Source organism: Roseovarius sp. 10 (assembly GCF_033100315.1).
Taxonomy (GTDB): Bacteria; Pseudomonadota; Alphaproteobacteria; order Rhodobacterales; family Rhodobacteraceae; genus M30B80.
The window spans coordinates 452170-468574 of the sequence record NZ_JAWLVH010000003.1; the positions used below are offsets into that span (position 1 = coordinate 452170).

Sequence of the window (16405 nt, forward strand, 5' to 3'; positions counted from 1 at the left end):
GGGGCTTTGGGTTATCCGTCTAGGCCCGAAGGGCCGAATTTTAGAATGACGGGAACCACCAGTTCTTCTTCATCTTGCAAATGCCGATCTAACAGACGGGACAGGCGGGCCATCTCTCGCTCAAGAGGGGCAATTGCATCTGGCCCTTTACCCGCAAGCGCGCCCGTAATCGCCCCATTTGCTGCCGTAGCAAAATCCGTCAACAGCGGATCAAGCGCGTGGTGGTCACGGTCAAGAATATCAAAACCACGTTCAAGTTTGGGCTCTTTTTGCACAAGCAACGGAAAATAATGCTGATCTTCGATCATGTGATGGCCGTGCAATTGCTCAAGAAGCATCCCACCAAAGCGCGACAGGTTGCGCGCAAAGTTTTGCGGATCATTATTGCGATCTAGCGCCTGTTGCACTGCATCGGTCAACATGGCGTCAAGTCTGCGGAACATAAGGTGGCGATCCAACCAGAATGCGACCAAGCCTCCAAAATTTGGATGCGCTTGCCATGTCTCGCGCGGGTAATCCTGCAACAGAATGCGCAGCGCATCGGGCAGGCCCTCGCGGTGGGCCAATGCAAGATGATCTATCTCAGTCATGGGAAACCTCTCATCGAAAAGGGCCGCTCTTGCAAGCGGCCCTTCGAGAAATCAGGAGGTGGGCGCGGTTAGGAAATCATCGCCCAGCCATTTCGGTTATCGCCCTTAAGGCTGCTTAAAGGCGCACCTCCATCGCTGTCCCGAACCCTTTCTCCAATACCTCTCTAGACACTGGATCACCTCCTTTCATTACGTTGCTGTTATCCACAGGTTGCCACATATTTTGTGTTTGTCAAAAGTTTTTACGCAACCTGTGCCAAAACTTTGCGGGTAATCAAGCGGAATGGCACAAGTGCGATCAGCGCGAGCGCGAGCTTGACCAACCAGTCAGCAATGGCAAGGGATACCCACAGCGGCGCTTCGGGGCCGTGGCCCAAGATGGGCAAGATATCGCCCGCCCAAGAGACATCATTGGCAGGTTCAAGGAAGCTGAGGCTTGCTGAAAACGCGATGGTGAAGAACAGCGCGGTATCAAGGCTAGACCCAACCAAGGTCGAGACGACAGGCGCGCGCCACCATGCGCCTGCGCGCAGGCGGTCAAATATGGCCACATCCATCAACTGCGCCACGAGGAACGCAAGGCCAGAACCAAGAGCAATACGCAACGTCACCAATGGCCCAAACTCGCCCATGATTTGCGTGCCGATCAGAGAGCAGATCACGCCCGTCACAAAACCCGCAAACACAACGCGCCGCGCGGCTGCGACACCATAGACGCGGTTCATGATGTCAGTGACCAAAAAGGCCAGTGGATAGGTAAAGGCACCCCATGTCAGCCAATTGCCGAATAGAAACTGCACAAGGATATTTGAGGCCAAAACGATGGCCGCCATGGCAAGGATGCCAGGAAGATAGGAAGATTTCATAATGTTCATCCGTTTTGACAAGGTAGTCGGAGACTTGGCCCCGCGCGCATCGCGGGACAGGGCGCGCTCTATGCTGATTGCCCAGCTTGTGCAAGCGCTGAAATGGCTTCGGCCACGATGCGGCTGGCCGTGGGTGTCATTGCTGCAAGATTGATGCGGCTGTCCTCAACCAGATAAATCCCCCGCGTTTCGCGCAACTGACGCACGTCATTGGGGCTGAGGCCCAGCAGCGAGAACATCCCGCGTTGTTCCGCGATTTGATCTGCGAGGCGACCCATTTGGTGCTGACGCAAATCATTGGCAAAGCATTGGCGGTTCGCGTCAATCTCTTGGCGCATCGCCGATAGCTCGGCCACCCAGTTGGCACGCAGTTCGGGATCATCCAAAATCACTTGCACCACCCGCGCCCCATGATCTGGGGGAAAGGCATAATTCTGGCGATTAAGCCATGTCAGCAAGCCTTGCATCTCAGATTGAATGGCAGGGCTGTGGCATTGAGCCAGAACCGCACCCACGCGATCCCGATACAGCCCAAAGGATTTAGAGGCGGAAAATCCCACCAAAACTTCAGGGCATTCAGTGCAGATCACATCTAAACCCGCGCGATCTTGTTCTATCCCACTGCCAAATCCCAGATAGGCCATGTCAATCACGGGCAAGGCCCCGCGCTTGGCCAGTGTAATGGCGATCTCGCGCCATGTGTCTGGGGTTGGTTCAATCCCCGTTGGATTGTGACAGCAACCGTGGATGACCACGGCATCCCCTTGTGCCACTTGTGCCAGATCCGCCATCAGGCCTGCGTGATCCAACCCGCCTGTTGCCTCATCGCGGAAGCGATAGGTCTGAACCTGCAGACCCAAATAGCGCAGGATTGAGGCGTGGTTGGGCCATGTTGGTTCTGGCAGCCATACCGTCAGGTTTGGGCGCAGATATTTGAGCGCCTCAAAACATTGGCGCAACGCCCCCGTTCCACCAGGTGTTGCAATCGTGGCTTTGGCCCCGCGTGTGGAAAATAGCAACTCTTCGACCGCCCCAAGATAGGCTTTATCGCCTGCAAGCGAGACGTAGGATTTGCTGTTCTGTGCGTCCCAAATCCGCCGCTCGGCCTCTTTGACCGCTGCCATGATTGGGGTCTGTCCTTGGCCGTTTCTGTAGACCCCTACGCCAAGGTCGATTTTTTCAGGGCGCGGATCAGCTGCAAAAATTCCCATCAGACGGATGATTTTATCAGCTTCGGGGGCGGTCAGCGTTTCAAACATCATAGGCCTTTAGGCAGGGTGAAGCGATGTGTCTCTGTCGCGGGTCAGGATGCGACTGCGATCTTCGAACCGCTCAGCCACGAAACCCGCCGATTGATAGAGCGCCAGAGCGCGCGGATGGTCAAGCGTGCAGGTGTTTATTGTGACGGATGTGACGCCTGCGCCCTCCCAGGCTTGCGCCAATGCTTGGTTCAGAAGGGCGCGGCCCAACCCTTGGCCAACGGCATTTGGCATAAGGCCAAAATACGCCAGATCGCAGATCGGCGGGTCGGTGAAATCAAGCATGAAAAACCCTTGCGGCACGCCGCCACGTTTGGCGACCCACAGCTCGACCAAGGGGCTTTCGAGAAAGGCGCGCAGTTCAGCCTCGGGGCGATTATGTTGATCTACCCATTCGTAATCGCGTCCCACCGCGTCATAGATCGCAAAAAAATACCAAAGGGGCGGATCCATAGCGCGCTCAAGCGTGATGTCTTGGGGCAGCGCGGTTTGGGTATCAGGCCGCGCGGTCATACGCAAAAAAGTGACGCGATAGGGAACCTTGGTTCCTGCCTTAATCAGGCTCATCCCGTCTCAACTTTCAGCTGATCGAATTGGCCCCATTCGGCCCAAGATCCATCATAAAGCGCATGATCGCGATGCCCAAGGATCTCTAGCCCCAAGGACAAAATAGCCGCCGTTACGCCAGAGCCGCAGCTTGTGATAATCCGCCGCTCCAGATCAACGCCTTGATCGGTAAAAGCGGCGCGCAAAGCCTCGCCTTTTTTCATGGTGCCATCGGAATTGAGCAGCGTGGCATAATGCACGTTCAATGCGCCTGGAATATGGCCAGCGCGCAGTCCTGCCCGCGGTTCAGGTTCCTCACCGCGGAACCGCGCGGGGCCGCGCGCATCAACAATCTGCCAATCGCGCAATTTCACGGCAGCAGCGACTTGGGTCACATCCTTGACCAAATTTGCTTGGCGTTGTGCGGTCATGTGGCGGTCGCGCAGGATTGGTGCCATATCCTCCAAGGGGCGACCCTCGGCCTTCCATTTTTTTAATCCTCCATCAAGAACGGCGATGTCCGTTTTGCCCATCAGGCGGAAAAGCCACCACACGCGGGCGGCTGAAAATATGCCCGCCCCGTCATAGACCACGACCTGATGCCCATCACCCACACCCATCGCGCGCATCCGCGACATGAATTTCTCAGAGGGTGGTGCCATATGGGGCAAGGCAGATTGGGTGTCGCTAATCTCGTCAATATCAAAGAAACGAGCACCGGGAATATGGCCCGCGTCATATTCCGCGCGGGCATCGCGGTTCATATCGGGCAAATACCAAGATGCATCCAAAATCCGCAGGTCAGGATCCGACAGATGGGCCGCAAGCCATTCGGTTGAGACAAGGGTTTTAGGATCATCAGTCATAGCAAACTCCACGGCGCGGTTGGTCAAGGCGACCTTCAAAAAGACCTAGCCCAAATTGGTGATCAGGCAAAGGGCGCATGACAGCTTACCCGTTTTGTTTAAGAATCCGCTGCTTTTGGCGGTTCCAATCACGCTTGGCGCTGGTTTCGCGCTTATCGGCGACTTTTTTACCTTTGGCGATACCAATCTTGAGCTTCACAATGCCACGATCGTTGAAATACATGACCAAGGGCACAAGGGTCATGCCTTCGCGTTGCGAGGCGTTCCAAAGACGCGCGACCTCCCGCTTCGAGCAAAGAAGTTTGCGTTTGCGCCGCTCTTCATGACCCCAAGTTTTGGCTTGGGCATATGGTGCGATATAGGCGGCCACCAACCACAATTCGCCATCCTCAACCGCCGCATAGCTGTCGGCGATATTGGATTGGCCTTGGCGCAGTGACTTCACCTCGGAGCCTTGCAAGACGATTCCAACCTCAAGGTCAGATTCAATAGCATAGTCAAACCGCGCGCGGCGGTTCTCAGCAATGACCTTGTAGTTTTTATTTTCGTCTTTCTTTGCCATATCGGCCCTTCTTGCCGATCAGGCGATCAGACCCGCGTGCTGCATGGCCGATTTGATCCGCGCTTTTGTCGCATCGCTCAGCGTGGTCAATGGCAGCCGCACCTCATCATTTGCGCGCCCCAACAGAGACAGCCCATATTTTGCACCAGCGACACCTGGCTCAAGGAAAATGGCCTCATGCAGCGGCATGAGCTTGTCTTGATATTCAAGCGCTGCCGCATAATCGCCGCGGAGAGTTGCCTCTTGCATCGCGGCACAGAGCGCGGGCGCAACATTCGCTGTGACGGAAATACAGCCCACGCCGCCTTGTGCGTTAAAGCCTATCGCAGTGGCATCCTCACCTGACAACTGCACGAAATCCGTGCCACAGGTAATGCGTTGCTTGGGCACACGGCTGAGATCACCAGTGGCATCCTTCACCCCGATAATATTTGGCAACTTGGCGAGTGCGCCCATCGTATCAGGCATCATATCCACCACAGAGCGGGGTGGAATGTTATAAATAATGATCGGAATGCCGACTTCATTTAATGCCTCGAAATGGGCAATCATGCCTCTTTGCGTGGGCTTGTTGTAATAGGGTGTTACCACCAAAGCGGCCTCCGCCCCCACATCCTTGGCGAATTGCACAAAGCGCAATGCCTCGACTGTGTTGTTGGATCCTGCCCCTGCAATAACGGGCACGCGCCCTGCGGCGGTTTTCACAACCGCCTTGATCACGGCCTCATGTTCTTCATGGCTCAGGGTTGGGCTTTCGCCTGTGGTGCCAACAGGCACAAGCCCGTGGCTGCCTTCAGTGATCTGCCACTCCACGAGTTTTTCAAGCGTGCCGAAATCAACAGCGCCGTTTGTGAACGGCGTTACCAATGCGGGCATAGAGCCTTTGAACATGACACGCTTCCTTTTTTCGTTTCTGGACAGATGATCTGCCTTGCCATCCCAACATAAGCGCAAGACCGCGCGGACACTAGCGATCTTCGACAGAATTGCCAAGTTCCTCTCTTGCAGATGTCGAGGGAAGATATAGCTTGGGGGTCAAAGAGGCGCATAATAGCGCCCGAGCAGGTTTTGACTTTTAAAATTTAGGGGTTCACCCGTGACAGGCGCGATAGGCACAGGACGTAGATGGCATAAGATCATTGTGGCCGTGGGTTTGGCTTTGGTCGCATTGGTGATGCCAATTCGCGCTGCGTTGGCCCAAAGCCCCCTCAGCGAGGCAATCGCGGCGGCAACAGAGCGCGATTTTGAGCGTGCGCGCGCGCTTCAATCGGGTCTGGCTGACGCTGTTGCCCGCGATGTTGTGCAATGGGTTATTTTGCGCGCCCAAGGGGGCACAGCGGCAGAATACCCCGATTTTCTAGAGCGCCGTAGCGATTGGCCAGGTCTGCCATATCTTCACCAACAAGGTGAGGGGGCCATGGCCGAGGGGGGCAGCCCTGATCAGGTTATTGCCTATTTTGGCGGTGCTATGCCCCTGACCACCGATGGGCTGCGCGGTTTGTTGGCGGCCCATGAGGCGCGTGGAAACAACACAGCCTATCAACAAGTGCTGCGTGAGGCTTGGGTGACCATGCCACTGTCCCGCGATTTGGTTGCAGATCTCTTGGCGCGGCATCGTTCGGATCTAGCCGCGCTGAATTTTGCGCGGCTTGATATGTTGCTCTGGGAGGGTGAAACCGCCCTTGCCGAGCAGATGATGGCCGAAGTGGAGAGTGGGGCGCGTGCCTTGGCGGTGGCGCGTTTGGCCCTTCGGGCTGGGCGCAGTGATGGGATCAATGCGCTGATTGATGCTGTTCCAGCACAATATGCAGATGATGCGGGGCTTGCTTTTGAGCGGTTTCGATGGCGCATGGAGGCGGGGCTTTGGGATGGCGCGCGTGAGATGATGTTGGCGCGCTCAACCTCGCAAGACGGATTGGGTCGCCCTGAATATTGGTCGTGGCGGCGTGCCTCATTGGCCCGCGATGTGATGCGCGAAGGGGATTTTGCGCAGGCCTATCAATTGGCCGCGCCGCATTTCCTCTCGCCCGAACGCGATGCAAGCGATTACGCGGAATTGGAATGGTTGGCAGGATATAATGCCCTGAAATCTGGCAATGCCGCCCGCGCCTTGACCCATTTTGAGGCTATGAGATCGGTTGTAGATTCACCCATTTCGTCAGGGCGTGCGGGCTATTGGATTGGGCGCGCGCATGAGGCCTTGGGCAACACAGAGGCGGCCCGTTCTGCCTATGCCTATGGCGCTGAATTCCAATCGAGTTTTTATGGTCAATTGGCCGCAGAGCGCGGAGGTTTCCCGCAAGATGAAGGGTTCCTAGGCCGCGAGCAATTTGGCGATTGGCGGCAGGCTTCCTTTGCGAATTCTTCGGTGTTTCACGCGGCGTTGTTGTTACATCAGGCCGGCGAGGGGGATTTGGCGGAACGCTTTATGACCCATTTGACCGAAAGCCTGAGCCGTGCCGAGGCAGGTGCGCTGGCCCAATTCGCGCTTGAACTGCGCGAGCCGCATTATGCGGTCATGATTGCAAAACGCGCGGCTTTGGATGGGCATGAGATCATGCCTGCCTATTTCCCCGTGACCGATTTGGCATCGGCAGATTTGGGGTTTGACCCTGCTTTTGTTCTGTCAATCGCGCGGCGCGAGTCTGAGTTTAACCCCACAGTTATCAGCCCTGCAGGTGCGCGCGGTTTGATGCAGGTGATGCCGCGAACCGCCCAATCCGAGGCGCGCCGACAAGGCATTGCTTATGAAGAGCAGCGCTTGCTGAGCGACCCCGCCTATAACGCGCGGCTTGGCGCGGGATATTTGCAATATCTTAGCGAAGATTTCGGGACGAACCCCGTGCTTTTGGCTGTCGCCTATAATGCGGGGCCTTCACGCGCGACCGCTTGGATCGAGCGATTTGGTGATCCGCGCGATCCCTCCGTTGATATTGTGGATTGGATCGAAGCCGTGCCTTTTACCGAAACGCGCAATTACATCATGCGCGTCACGGAGAGCCTTCAGATTTACGAGGCGCGTCTGACGGGGGCGTTGCAGCGTCCGCATTTGTCGGAACTGCTGCAACGGCGTTGATTTGCTCTGCTTTTTCTTTGGCGCGGGCGCGGAAGAGGGTGAACAACCCTGCCGCAACCACAAGCCCTGCGCCCAGTGCCACGTTTTCCCTCAGCACATCGCCGAAGATTAATATCCCGATGATCGAGGAAAACGGCATCTGCAAGTAGGCGAAAGGCTGCACGGCACTGGCTTCGGCCACCTCATAAGCGCGGATCAGCAAATAATGCCCAAGCGCGCCTGTCATGCACAAAAACCCCATCCAGATCCAATCGGTTGGGGCCATGGCCTCCCAAAACCAGATGCCAACTGCGGTCATAAAGATCGCACCCGTGATCCCCGTCCAAAAGAAACTGGTTGCCGCGCTGTCTTGGCGGGACACATAGCGCGTCAAAAGCCCATAGACCGCGAACATCAGCGCCGATGCCAATGGGATTAGCGCCTCAATGGCAAAAACAGTCACGCCAGGCTCCAAGATGATGAGGATGCCGATAAAGCCCGTGCCAATGGCCGCCCATCTACGCCAGCCCACCTTTTCCCCAAGGATTGGCCCAGATAGGGCCGCAACCAAAAGCGGATAGCACGCAAAGATCGCGTGGCTTTCGACCAGACCGAGAAGCGTGAAGGACAACACCGCCACGCAAATTTCGGCTGCTAACAGAATCCCACGGAAGGCCTGCAAAAAAGGTTGGTTGGTGGCGGCAGCCGCCTTGAGCCCGCCTGCCTTGCGGGCGGATATGGCGATGACGAATGCCGCAAAGAACCAATAGCGGATCATCACGACCATCATGACATTATATTCACCCGCCAAATGGCGGCTGATCCCGTCTTGAATTGCAAAGACGATGGTCGTGGCAATCATTAGGAAAATGCCCTTGCGGGTGTTCTGCTCGATCAATTCTTGCGCCCCTTCGTCATATGGCGTTTGCGGCCAAACCCTTGCGCCCTCGTGATAGAAAACCCCGCGCGCTCAAGGGCGCGGCGCACTGCGCCTGCGGCGGTGTAGGTCGCACAAGTGCCGCCCTGCTTGGTATGCTCTGCCACGGCTTGCATAAGATCATCTTCCCAAAGCTCGGGGTTTTGGGCAGGTGAAAACCCGTCAAGAAACCACGCATCTGCGACCCCATCCCATTGGGGTAATGTCATGCGCGCATCCCCGAAAACAAGCTGCAAAACGTAGTCAGGGCCTATGATTTGTGGTGGCAAATTAGGGCTTTGGGTCAGCGCGGCACAGGCATCGGCGGGCAAATTCGCGCGATGCGCCCCCCATGCGCGGGTCAAGTCATCACTTTGCAGCGGGAAGGCTTCAAAAGATGTGAAATGTAAAACGCCCGTGGTCTTGGCCGCGCGAAACGCGGCAAGGCTGGCCAGAAAATTCAAGCCTGTGCCAAAGCCAAGTTCCGCAATGTGAAACCCATCGCAAAACCGTTCGGGTAGGTCATTGCCGCTGAGGAAAACATAGGTGGTTTCCGCTAATCCGTTATCGAGCGAAAAGAACGGATCATCGAATTGGCGCGAGACGGGAATATCACCCGTCCGCCATTCAAGGGGATGTGGCTGGCTCTTATTCATGGCTTGCCTTAAAAGACCCGCGACATTGCGGGCTTGTGGCAAACTGAGCCTGTCGCCGAAATTTGGCAAGGGGCGAAATCATGCGCTACGATGTAACAGTTTTGGGGGCAGGGATCTTTGGGCTTGCCATTGCATGGGCCTGTGCCGCGCGCGGCGCAAAGGTGCAAGTCATCGATCCTAACGGCATTGGCGCAGGTTCTTCTGGCGGTGTTGTGGGGGCCTTGGCCCCTCACGTGCCCGAACAATGGAACGCGAAAAAACAATTCCAATTTGAAGCTCTTGATGGGGCAGCCGTATTTTGGGCAGGTGTCGCTGATGCTGCAAACCTGCCTTCTGGCTTTGCGCGGGTCGGACGCGTGCAGCCGATCATGGATCAGGCAGGGCTTGATCTGGCGCGCGCGCGTCAAAGCGGGGCCAAGACCCATTGGCAGGGCCGTTATATCTGGGACATCCGCCCTGCCGCCGATTATGCGCCATGGATCACAAGCCCCACCGCGCAGGTTATTTTCGACAGTCTCAGCGCAAGGCTTGCCCCGCGTCAGGGTTTGGTCGCCTTGGCCGCAGCTTTGCGGGCCAAGGGTGGGCAGATCGTCAGTGATGCCCCGCTGATGGGGGCCGTGGTTGAGGCTACAGGTGCCGCAGGTTTGGCAGAGCTATCCGATGCTTTTGGCGGGGTGGTGGGCGCGGGCCAAAAGGGACAGGCGGCAATCCTTGATGCGGATATGGGCCGCCTTCCACAGCTTTTCATAGATGGGGTGCATTTCGTGCCGCATGAAGCGCCGCAGGGGCGCGGGCAGGTTGCCATCGGGTCAACGTCAGAGCGCGACTTTAACGATCCATCCACCACGGACGCCAATCTAGATCTTTTGATTGAAAAGGCGCGCAGGCTATGCCCTGCTTTGGCAAAGGCGCAGGTCGTCACGCGTTGGGCGGGGCTGCGCCCCCGCGCCAAAAGCCGCGCGCCGATGCTGGGGCGGCATCCGCTTCGGACGGATCACTTTATTGCAAATGGTGGCTTTAAGATTGGGTTCGGCATTGCCCCCCGTGTTGCCGATGTCATGGCCGATTTGGTGCTAGAGGGGCGCGATACTATCCCCTCTGATTTCGCACCCGCTGTGTCCTTGCCAGCACAGGCCTAAAGCCCCGCTGCACGCCGCAATTCACCCATCAATTCATCAAGGGTTTTTTGCGCGCGCGCATTGATCAGGACCTCGCCATCAAATTGATCTGGCCCTTGCGCCAAACAGAGCTCGGGCCCAGTCAAAAGATGTGGACGAAATGGCGTTAGACAGAGGCGCAGCGAATATTGCGCCCGCTCGCCGCCTGCGCGCCCTGCTGCTGAAGACATAATCGCAACGGGTTTATCGCGCCACGGGTTGCTGTCGGTGCGACTGATCCAATCAAGCGCATTTTTCAAAACACCTGACAGCGCCTTGTTATATTCAGGGGTCGAGATGACCACCGCATCCGCCGCTGCGATTTGATCGCGCAGGCGGATCACCGCCTCAGGGATGCCTTGGCTGTCTTCAACATCCCCATCATAGAGCGGAAGCTGCAAATTCGCCTCAATAAATTCGGCGGGGTCAAAGCTCTGCGCAGCCGCGTTCATCAGTTTTCGATTGCTTGATCCTTTGCGCAACGCCCCGCACAGCCCGATTAATCTTCCTCTGGACATCTCGCACCCTTCTTCGTCTATGCTCCTCGCAAAGATAGTCAGGATAGAGATTGAAACAATGACCCCCCCTTCACGCCATGGCGGCAGAATCCTTGCAGATCAACTTGCAGCGCATGGGGTACGGCGTGTTTTCTCTGTTCCAGGTGAAAGTTTTCTGGCCGCATTGGATGGGCTTTACGATCACCAAATCGAGAACATCGTGTGTCGCCAAGAGGGGGGTGCGGCCATGATGGCCGAGGCCCATGCAAAAACCACGGGCGAGGTGGGCGTTTTATTCGTTACCCGCGGGCCTGGGGCCAGCAATGCCGCCTCTGGTCTGCATGTGGCCATGCATGACAGCACCCCGTTGGTCTGTTTTGTCGGGCAGGTTCCGCTGGCGCATCGGGATCGCGCAGCTTTCCAAGAGGTTGATTATCGTGCGTTTTTTGGCCCGCTCGTGAAATGGGTCGCGGAGGTGGAGCAAACTGACCGATTGCCAGAATATATCGCGCGCGCGTTTCGCGTAGCGCAATCGGGCCGCAAGGGGCCCGTGGTTTTGGCTCTGCCCGAGGATATTCTTTCGGCTGTGGCGGACTGTGTTGATTTGGCCCCTTCGGGTGTTTCGTCCTCTTTGCCTGATCCGCAGATTGTTCGGGAATGGCTTGGCGCCCTCGCCGCGTGCAAATCACCCATGATCGTGGTGGGTGGCAGCGATTGGTCAGAACAGACCCGCGCGGATGCTGAAACGATTGCAGCACATTTGGACATCCCAATCGCCACCAGTTTCAGGCGGCAGGATTACGTTGATAATCATCACCCTTGCTTCGCGGGGTATCTGGGTGTCGGGGCCTGTCCCGCAACCATGCAAAGTTTTGCCAAGGCGGATGGGGTTCTGGCCCTAGGCACCCGCATGGGTGAGGTGGTGACAGGCGGATATGTGTTGCGCGATCCGCGCAAGGGTTGGCAGGGGCGGCTTTATCACGCGCATCCTGATCCGGATGAATTGGGTCGCGTCTATCGCCCTGATGCAACTATGGTTTGTGACATCCCCGCTTTTCTGCGGGTGGCGCGGGCGGTTCTAGATGATATCCCCGCACAAGATCAGGGTCGCGCCGCGCGCGCGCATGCGGCCTATCGCGCGTGGCAAAACCCCCAAACCACAACGGGTGATGTGCGCCTTGAGGAAGTCGTGCTTGAGATGTCCCGTATTCTTGGGGGGCGTGGGATCGTGACCAATGGCGCAGGCAATTACGCGGCTTTTGTGCATCGCTATTTCTCTTATCGCCGCTACGGTCAACAGCTTGCGCCGACTTCTGGCTCGATGGGATATGGATTGCCTGCGGCGGTCGCGGCCAAATTGGCGCATCGTGAAACCCCTGTGATTTGCATGGCGGGGGATGGTTGTTTGCAAATGACCTTGCAGGAGCTGTCGACCGCGCGGCAATTCGGGGCGGATATTGTCGTGCTGATCGCCAATAATGGCCGCTACGGCACCATTCGGATGCACCAAGAGAAAACCTATCCAGCGCGCGTGTCTGGCACGGATTTATTCAACCCTGATTATGTTGCCTTGGCAAAGGCCTATGGCGGGACGGGTCATTTGGTGACCTGCACAGCTGAATTTGCGCCTGCCTTTGAGGTGGCTTTGGAGGGAGGCTTGCATCTGATCGAATTGCAGCTTGACCCAGATATGCTGGCGCCATCCTTTAACCTCTCTGATCTCAAAGGCTAGGTGGCGCGCTCACCGCTTGCGCCGCAGCCTCAAGCGCAGTAAATGGCCCATATGACACGGGTGTTTGACATGGATGATCGCGCGCGCCTGCCGTGGCGCTTTTTCGGGCGTGCCTCTGGCGACAGGGGGCGTTTGCCGTCCTTGTGACGCAAACCGATTTCCCTGATCCAATCGCCCGTAAGGAGTAAAGACATGACCGCAGGAAAAACGCTTTATGACAAAATCTGGGATGCCCATCTCGTCCATGAGGCTGAGGATGGCACCTGCCTTTTGTATATTGATCGCCACCTTGTGCATGAGGTGACAAGCCCGCAGGCCTTCGAGGGTCTGCGTATGGCAGGGCGCACTGTGCGTGCGCCAGAGAAAACCATCGCTGTGCCAGATCACAACGTCCCCACCACACCTGATCGTTTGAAAGGTGGGATGAATGAGGAAAGCCGCATTCAGGTTGAGGCGCTTGATAGAAACGCCAAAGATTTTGGGATACACTATTACCCCGTTTCTGATGTTCGTCAGGGCATTGTGCATATTGTTGGCCCTGAACAGGGTTGGACATTGCCAGGCATGACCGTGGTTTGTGGCGACAGCCATACCGCGACCCATGGGGCCTTTGGGGCGCTTGCGCATGGGATCGGCACATCTGAGGTTGAGCATGTTCTGGCCACCCAGACCCTGATTCAGAAAAAATCCAAGAATATGAAGGTCGAGATCACAGGCAGTCTGCGCCCAGGCGTGACGGCCAAGGACATTACCCTATCCGTAATCGGCCATACGGGCACGGCGGGCGGCACAGGCTATGTGATCGAATATTGCGGCCAAGCCATTCGTGAATTGTCGATGGAAGGGCGCATGACGGTCTGCAACATGGCGATTGAGGGCGGCGCGCGCGCGGGCCTGATCGCGCCTGATCAAAAGACCTTTGACTATGTCATGGGCCGCCCCCACGCGCCAAAGGGCGCGCAATGGGAGGCCGCTTTGACATGGTGGAAGACCCTGTTCTCGGATGAGGACGCACATTGGGATAAGGTCATCACCATCAAGGGCGAGGACATTGCGCCCGTGGTGACATGGGGCACTAGCCCTGAGGATGTGTTGCCAATCACCGATTTTGTCCCTGCACCCGAAGATTTCAAAGGCGGCAAGGTCGATGCGGCGCGCCGTTCCTTAGAATATATGGGCCTCAAACCGGGTCAGCGTTTGCAGGATGTCGAGATTGACACGGTGTTTATCGGGTCTTGCACAAATGGCCGCATCGAAGATTTGCGCGCGGCAGCTGAAATTCTGAAGGGTAAGAAAATCGCTGTAAAGCGCGCGATGGTTGTGCCCGGCTCTGGCCTTGTGCGCGCGCAGGCTGAAGAAGAAGGTTTGGCTGATATCTTCATCGAGGCAGGTTTTGAATGGCGTCTTGCGGGATGCTCCATGTGTCTTGCGATGAACCCCGACCAACTTCAGCCCGGTGAACGCTGTGCGGCAACATCAAACCGCAACTTTGAGGGGCGTCAGGGGCGCGGTGGTCGCACCCATTTGATGAGCCCTGCAATGGCTGCGGCTGCGGCGATAACAGGCCGCCTCACTGATGTGCGCGAGATGATGTAATTTCGCCCTTTGTGAATTTCGAAAAAGCCCCGCCGATTTGGCGGGGCTTTTTTGTTGCGTTACAGCAAGGTGCGCTCGACCACCCAATAGGCCCCAATGGCGGAGATGACCACCGAGGCGGGGATTGCGATGAAGGGGCGATACCAATCGCGCTTGCCAAACCAGAGGCCAACCGCAAGGAAAGCCAGACCGATTACCGCAAGCTGACCAAATTCGACCCCAATATTGAACCCGACCAATGCCACGCCAAAGCGGTCTGCGGTGATCCCAAAATCCCCAAGAACTGAAGCGAAGCCAAGCCCGTGCAGCAGGCCAAACCCGAACACCAACGCCGTGCGGGCGCGTAGGTTTTCACGGCCAAGAATGTTTTCGACACCCACATAGACGATTGAAGCAGCAATTAATGGCTCGACCACCGAGGCGGGGACGCGCACAATCTCAAGACTTGCAAGGGCAAGCGTAATGGTATGGGCCAAGGTAAATGCGCTGACCTGAAGCAACAAAGGCTTGAGGCGCAGCGAGAAGAAAAACAGGCCCAAAACAAACAGAATATGATCTATCCCTAAGGGGATAATATGCTCAAACCCTGCGACAACATATCGGGTAAAGACGGGCCATGCCCCCTCGCTAAGGGCAGTGCCGCGGGGCAAGGGTGCTGATAATTCGCCATTGGTGAGAAAGCCTTGATAGGCATCCGCGCCGCCGCCCACCTGACGCAGCACCAATTCGCCATAAGACGCGCTCCAGCCAATTTGAACGGGCGCATCCCCCATAGGTAAATCGGCGCGCAGGGTCAAAGTGGTGTCGCGTGGTAGTTCCAAATCGGGATTGGGGGTGATGCTGACACCCACAAATTCAGGGGGCAGTGTCACTCCATCCACGATAATCTGGATATTTTCCTGAATGCGCGGCCATGCCCCCTCGAACGCGGCGCGCAGGGCCTCGGGCGATTGCGCGCGCAATTGGTCATAGATCAACGCCTCTGGCGCGTCATTGGTATTTTCTAGACCCGCAAGGTTAATACCTGCAATCAGCGGCTCTAGCGTCAGGGAGATGCTCATCTCCACCGCATCGGCGGTGACAGACACATCGGCCACTGCAGGGCGGATTTCATGGGCCCGCGCTGATGTGCTGAACATCAAGCAGAGGGCCGCCAACAAAAAAGTGATGTGGGAATTGTTTGACAAAATGCGTCTTAAGATCATGGTCACTGCCTAGATTAAAGGGGAGAGATGCAATGAAACTGGCCGTTTGTTTGAACATTGGCGCAATTTTGTTGGCGGGCAAGTTATTTGCGCATGAATTTTGGATTGATCCCCTCGAATACATGGTTCCGTCAGGCGGGGATATTCGCGCTGACCTGCGTGTGGGCACCGAATTTCGTGGTGCGCCGATGGTATATCTGCCGCGAGATTTCACGCGGTTTGAAATTGCTGATGCCAATGGTTTGCGGCCTGTTGAGGGGCGTTTTGGGGATCGCCCTGCCGCCCATGTTTCGGGTGTTGCTGATGGATTGGTGGTGATGATCCACGAAAGCACGCCGAAATTGGTCACATGGTCAGAGTGGGAAACATTTGCAGCATTTGCCGCCCATAAAGATTTTGGCGCCATCGAAGCGCGCCACAATGCACGCGGACTGCCGCGCGCAGGTTTTTCCGAGGCCTATACCCGCCATGTAAAGGCGTTGTTCGCCGTAGGCGAGGGGGCGGGACAAGATCAGCGATTTGGTCTGTCGACCGAATTCGTTGCATTGGAGAACCCCTATCTTGACGATGTGAGCGATGGGTTCTTGCTGCAGCTTTTTGACCAAGACACCCCGCGCGCCGCTGTTCAGGTTGAGCTGTTTGCGCGCAGCCCCGAAGGCGAGGTTACGATCACGCTGCATCGCACCAATGATCAAGGCGAGGTGAACTTGCCTGTCATGTCAGGTTACGCCTATTTCGCCGATGCTGTGGTTTTGGATGAGATTACACCCCAAGAAGATGGCCCCGTGTGGGGCACGCGTTGGGCAGGCCTGAGTTTTATGATCCCATGAACGCAGGGTGTGAGTATGGCTTGCCCCTGCGTGCCAGATTGGCTAAAGCCTGACCGATCTCAAGGAGAGGCC

At 56.7% G+C, this 16405-nt stretch carries 16 protein-coding genes; 5 read left to right on the top strand and 11 right to left on the bottom strand.

The annotated features are described in order from the left end of the window. Positions 1–11: 11 nt before the first annotated feature. The 7 genes from RYZ18_RS12625 to dapA form a co-directional block, all read right to left on the bottom strand. On the bottom strand, positions 12–590 hold the full coding sequence (locus RYZ18_RS12625; RefSeq protein ID WP_317657215.1) for a hemerythrin domain-containing protein: 579 nt from the start codon (positions 588–590) through the stop codon (positions 12–14). A gap of 242 nt (positions 591–832) precedes the next feature. Next, positions 833–1456, bottom strand: a complete 624-nt coding sequence (locus RYZ18_RS12630; protein WP_317657216.1) for a queuosine precursor transporter — start codon at positions 1454–1456, stop codon at positions 833–835. A gap of 68 nt (positions 1457–1524) precedes the next feature. Continuing rightward, a complete protein-coding gene (locus RYZ18_RS12635) occupies positions 1525–2715 on the bottom strand; it encodes an aromatic amino acid transaminase (protein WP_317657217.1) in 1191 nt (396 codons plus the stop codon). A gap of 9 nt (positions 2716–2724) precedes the next feature. After that, positions 2725–3282 carry a GNAT family N-acetyltransferase gene (locus tag RYZ18_RS12640; RefSeq protein ID WP_317657218.1) on the bottom strand — a complete coding sequence of 186 codons (558 nt, stop codon included), beginning with the start codon at positions 3280–3282 and terminating at the stop codon, positions 2725–2727. After that, on the bottom strand, positions 3279–4127 hold the full coding sequence (gene sseA / locus RYZ18_RS12645) for a 3-mercaptopyruvate sulfurtransferase (RefSeq protein WP_317657219.1): 849 nt from the start codon (positions 4125–4127) through the stop codon (positions 3279–3281). The genes RYZ18_RS12640 and sseA overlap by 4 nt, the downstream gene beginning before the upstream one ends. A gap of 85 nt (positions 4128–4212) precedes the next feature. Continuing rightward, the gene (smpB, locus tag RYZ18_RS12650; protein WP_317657220.1) at positions 4213–4689 is read right to left on the bottom strand and encodes an SsrA-binding protein SmpB; all 477 of its coding nucleotides are present in this window, start codon (positions 4687–4689) and stop codon (positions 4213–4215) included. Positions 4690–4707: 18 nt separating this feature from the next. Further along, on the bottom strand, positions 4708–5580 hold the full coding sequence (gene dapA, locus RYZ18_RS12655; protein ID WP_317657221.1) for a 4-hydroxy-tetrahydrodipicolinate synthase: 873 nt from the start codon (positions 5578–5580) through the stop codon (positions 4708–4710). A 205-nt stretch (positions 5581–5785) separates the two neighbouring features. Here dapA and RYZ18_RS12660 point away from each other — a divergent pair, with 205 nt between their 5' ends. Further along, positions 5786–7765: a lytic transglycosylase domain-containing protein gene (locus RYZ18_RS12660; protein WP_317657222.1), complete on the top strand. Its 1980-nt coding sequence runs from the start codon at positions 5786–5788 to the stop codon at positions 7763–7765. Here RYZ18_RS12660 and RYZ18_RS12665 read toward each other — a convergent pair. Then, positions 7680–8642 carry a DMT family transporter gene (locus RYZ18_RS12665; protein ID WP_317657223.1) on the bottom strand — a complete coding sequence of 321 codons (963 nt, stop codon included), beginning with the start codon at positions 8640–8642 and terminating at the stop codon, positions 7680–7682. The two genes, RYZ18_RS12660 and RYZ18_RS12665, sit on opposite strands and share 86 nt — an antisense overlap. Beyond that, the gene (gene mnmD / locus RYZ18_RS12670; protein ID WP_317657224.1) at positions 8639–9316 is read right to left on the bottom strand and encodes a tRNA (5-methylaminomethyl-2-thiouridine)(34)-methyltransferase MnmD; all 678 of its coding nucleotides are present in this window, start codon (positions 9314–9316) and stop codon (positions 8639–8641) included. The genes RYZ18_RS12665 and mnmD overlap by 4 nt, the downstream gene beginning before the upstream one ends. Positions 9317–9396: 80 nt before the next feature. Here mnmD and RYZ18_RS12675 point away from each other — a divergent pair, with 80 nt between their 5' ends. Further along, a complete protein-coding gene (locus RYZ18_RS12675; RefSeq protein ID WP_317657225.1) occupies positions 9397–10455 on the top strand; it encodes an FAD-binding oxidoreductase in 1059 nt (352 codons plus the stop codon). Here the strand turns inward: RYZ18_RS12675 and RYZ18_RS12680 are convergent. Then, positions 10452–10991, bottom strand: a complete 540-nt coding sequence (locus RYZ18_RS12680; protein WP_317657226.1) for an NADPH-dependent FMN reductase — start codon at positions 10989–10991, stop codon at positions 10452–10454. The two genes, RYZ18_RS12675 and RYZ18_RS12680, sit on opposite strands and share 4 nt — an antisense overlap. Positions 10992–11049: 58 nt before the next feature. On the opposite strand from RYZ18_RS12680, the gene RYZ18_RS12685 reads away from it, so the two are divergent. Both RYZ18_RS12685 and leuC read left to right on the top strand, forming a co-directional pair. Beyond that, positions 11050–12702, top strand: a complete 1653-nt coding sequence (locus RYZ18_RS12685) for a thiamine pyrophosphate-dependent enzyme (RefSeq protein WP_317657228.1) — start codon at positions 11050–11052, stop codon at positions 12700–12702. Positions 12703–12894: 192 nt separating this feature from the next. Then, a complete protein-coding gene (gene leuC / locus RYZ18_RS12690; RefSeq protein ID WP_317657229.1) occupies positions 12895–14298 on the top strand; it encodes a 3-isopropylmalate dehydratase large subunit in 1404 nt (467 codons plus the stop codon). 59 nt (positions 14299–14357) lie between these two features. On the opposite strand, the gene RYZ18_RS12695 is transcribed toward leuC, so the two are convergent. Then, the gene (locus RYZ18_RS12695; protein WP_317657230.1) at positions 14358–15437 is read right to left on the bottom strand and encodes a HupE/UreJ family protein; all 1080 of its coding nucleotides are present in this window, start codon (positions 15435–15437) and stop codon (positions 14358–14360) included. Between the two features lie 98 nt (positions 15438–15535). On the opposite strand from RYZ18_RS12695, the gene RYZ18_RS12700 reads away from it, so the two are divergent. Then, positions 15536–16333: a DUF4198 domain-containing protein gene (locus RYZ18_RS12700; protein WP_317657231.1), complete on the top strand. Its 798-nt coding sequence runs from the start codon at positions 15536–15538 to the stop codon at positions 16331–16333. Positions 16334–16405: the final 72 nt, after the last annotated feature.

Coding starts and splice junctions, on each gene's coding strand:
- RYZ18_RS12625 (WP_317657215.1), bottom strand. CDS start 590: ATGACTGAGATAGATCATCTTGCATTGGCCCACCGCGAGGGCCTGCCC.
- RYZ18_RS12630 (WP_317657216.1), bottom strand. CDS start 1,456: ATGAAATCTTCCTATCTTCCTGGCATCCTTGCCATGGCGGCCATCGTT.
- RYZ18_RS12635 (WP_317657217.1), bottom strand. CDS start 2,715: ATGTTTGAAACGCTGACCGCCCCCGAAGCTGATAAAATCATCCGTCTG.
- RYZ18_RS12640 (WP_317657218.1), bottom strand. CDS start 3,282: ATGAGCCTGATTAAGGCAGGAACCAAGGTTCCCTATCGCGTCACTTTT.
- sseA (WP_317657219.1), bottom strand. CDS start 4,127: ATGACTGATGATCCTAAAACCCTTGTCTCAACCGAATGGCTTGCGGCC.
- smpB (WP_317657220.1), bottom strand. CDS start 4,689: ATGGCAAAGAAAGACGAAAATAAAAACTACAAGGTCATTGCTGAGAAC.
- dapA (WP_317657221.1), bottom strand. CDS start 5,580: ATGTTCAAAGGCTCTATGCCCGCATTGGTAACGCCGTTCACAAACGGC.
- mnmD (WP_317657224.1), bottom strand. CDS start 9,316: ATGAATAAGAGCCAGCCACATCCCCTTGAATGGCGGACGGGTGATATT.
- RYZ18_RS12675 (WP_317657225.1), top strand. CDS start 9,397: ATGCGCTACGATGTAACAGTTTTGGGGGCAGGGATCTTTGGGCTTGCC.
- RYZ18_RS12680 (WP_317657226.1), bottom strand. CDS start 10,991: ATGTCCAGAGGAAGATTAATCGGGCTGTGCGGGGCGTTGCGCAAAGGA.
- RYZ18_RS12685 (WP_317657228.1), top strand. CDS start 11,050: ATGACCCCCCCTTCACGCCATGGCGGCAGAATCCTTGCAGATCAACTT.
- leuC (WP_317657229.1), top strand. CDS start 12,895: ATGACCGCAGGAAAAACGCTTTATGACAAAATCTGGGATGCCCATCTC.
- RYZ18_RS12695 (WP_317657230.1), bottom strand. CDS start 15,437: ATGTTCAGCACATCAGCGCGGGCCCATGAAATCCGCCCTGCAGTGGCC.
- RYZ18_RS12700 (WP_317657231.1), top strand. CDS start 15,536: ATGAAACTGGCCGTTTGTTTGAACATTGGCGCAATTTTGTTGGCGGGC.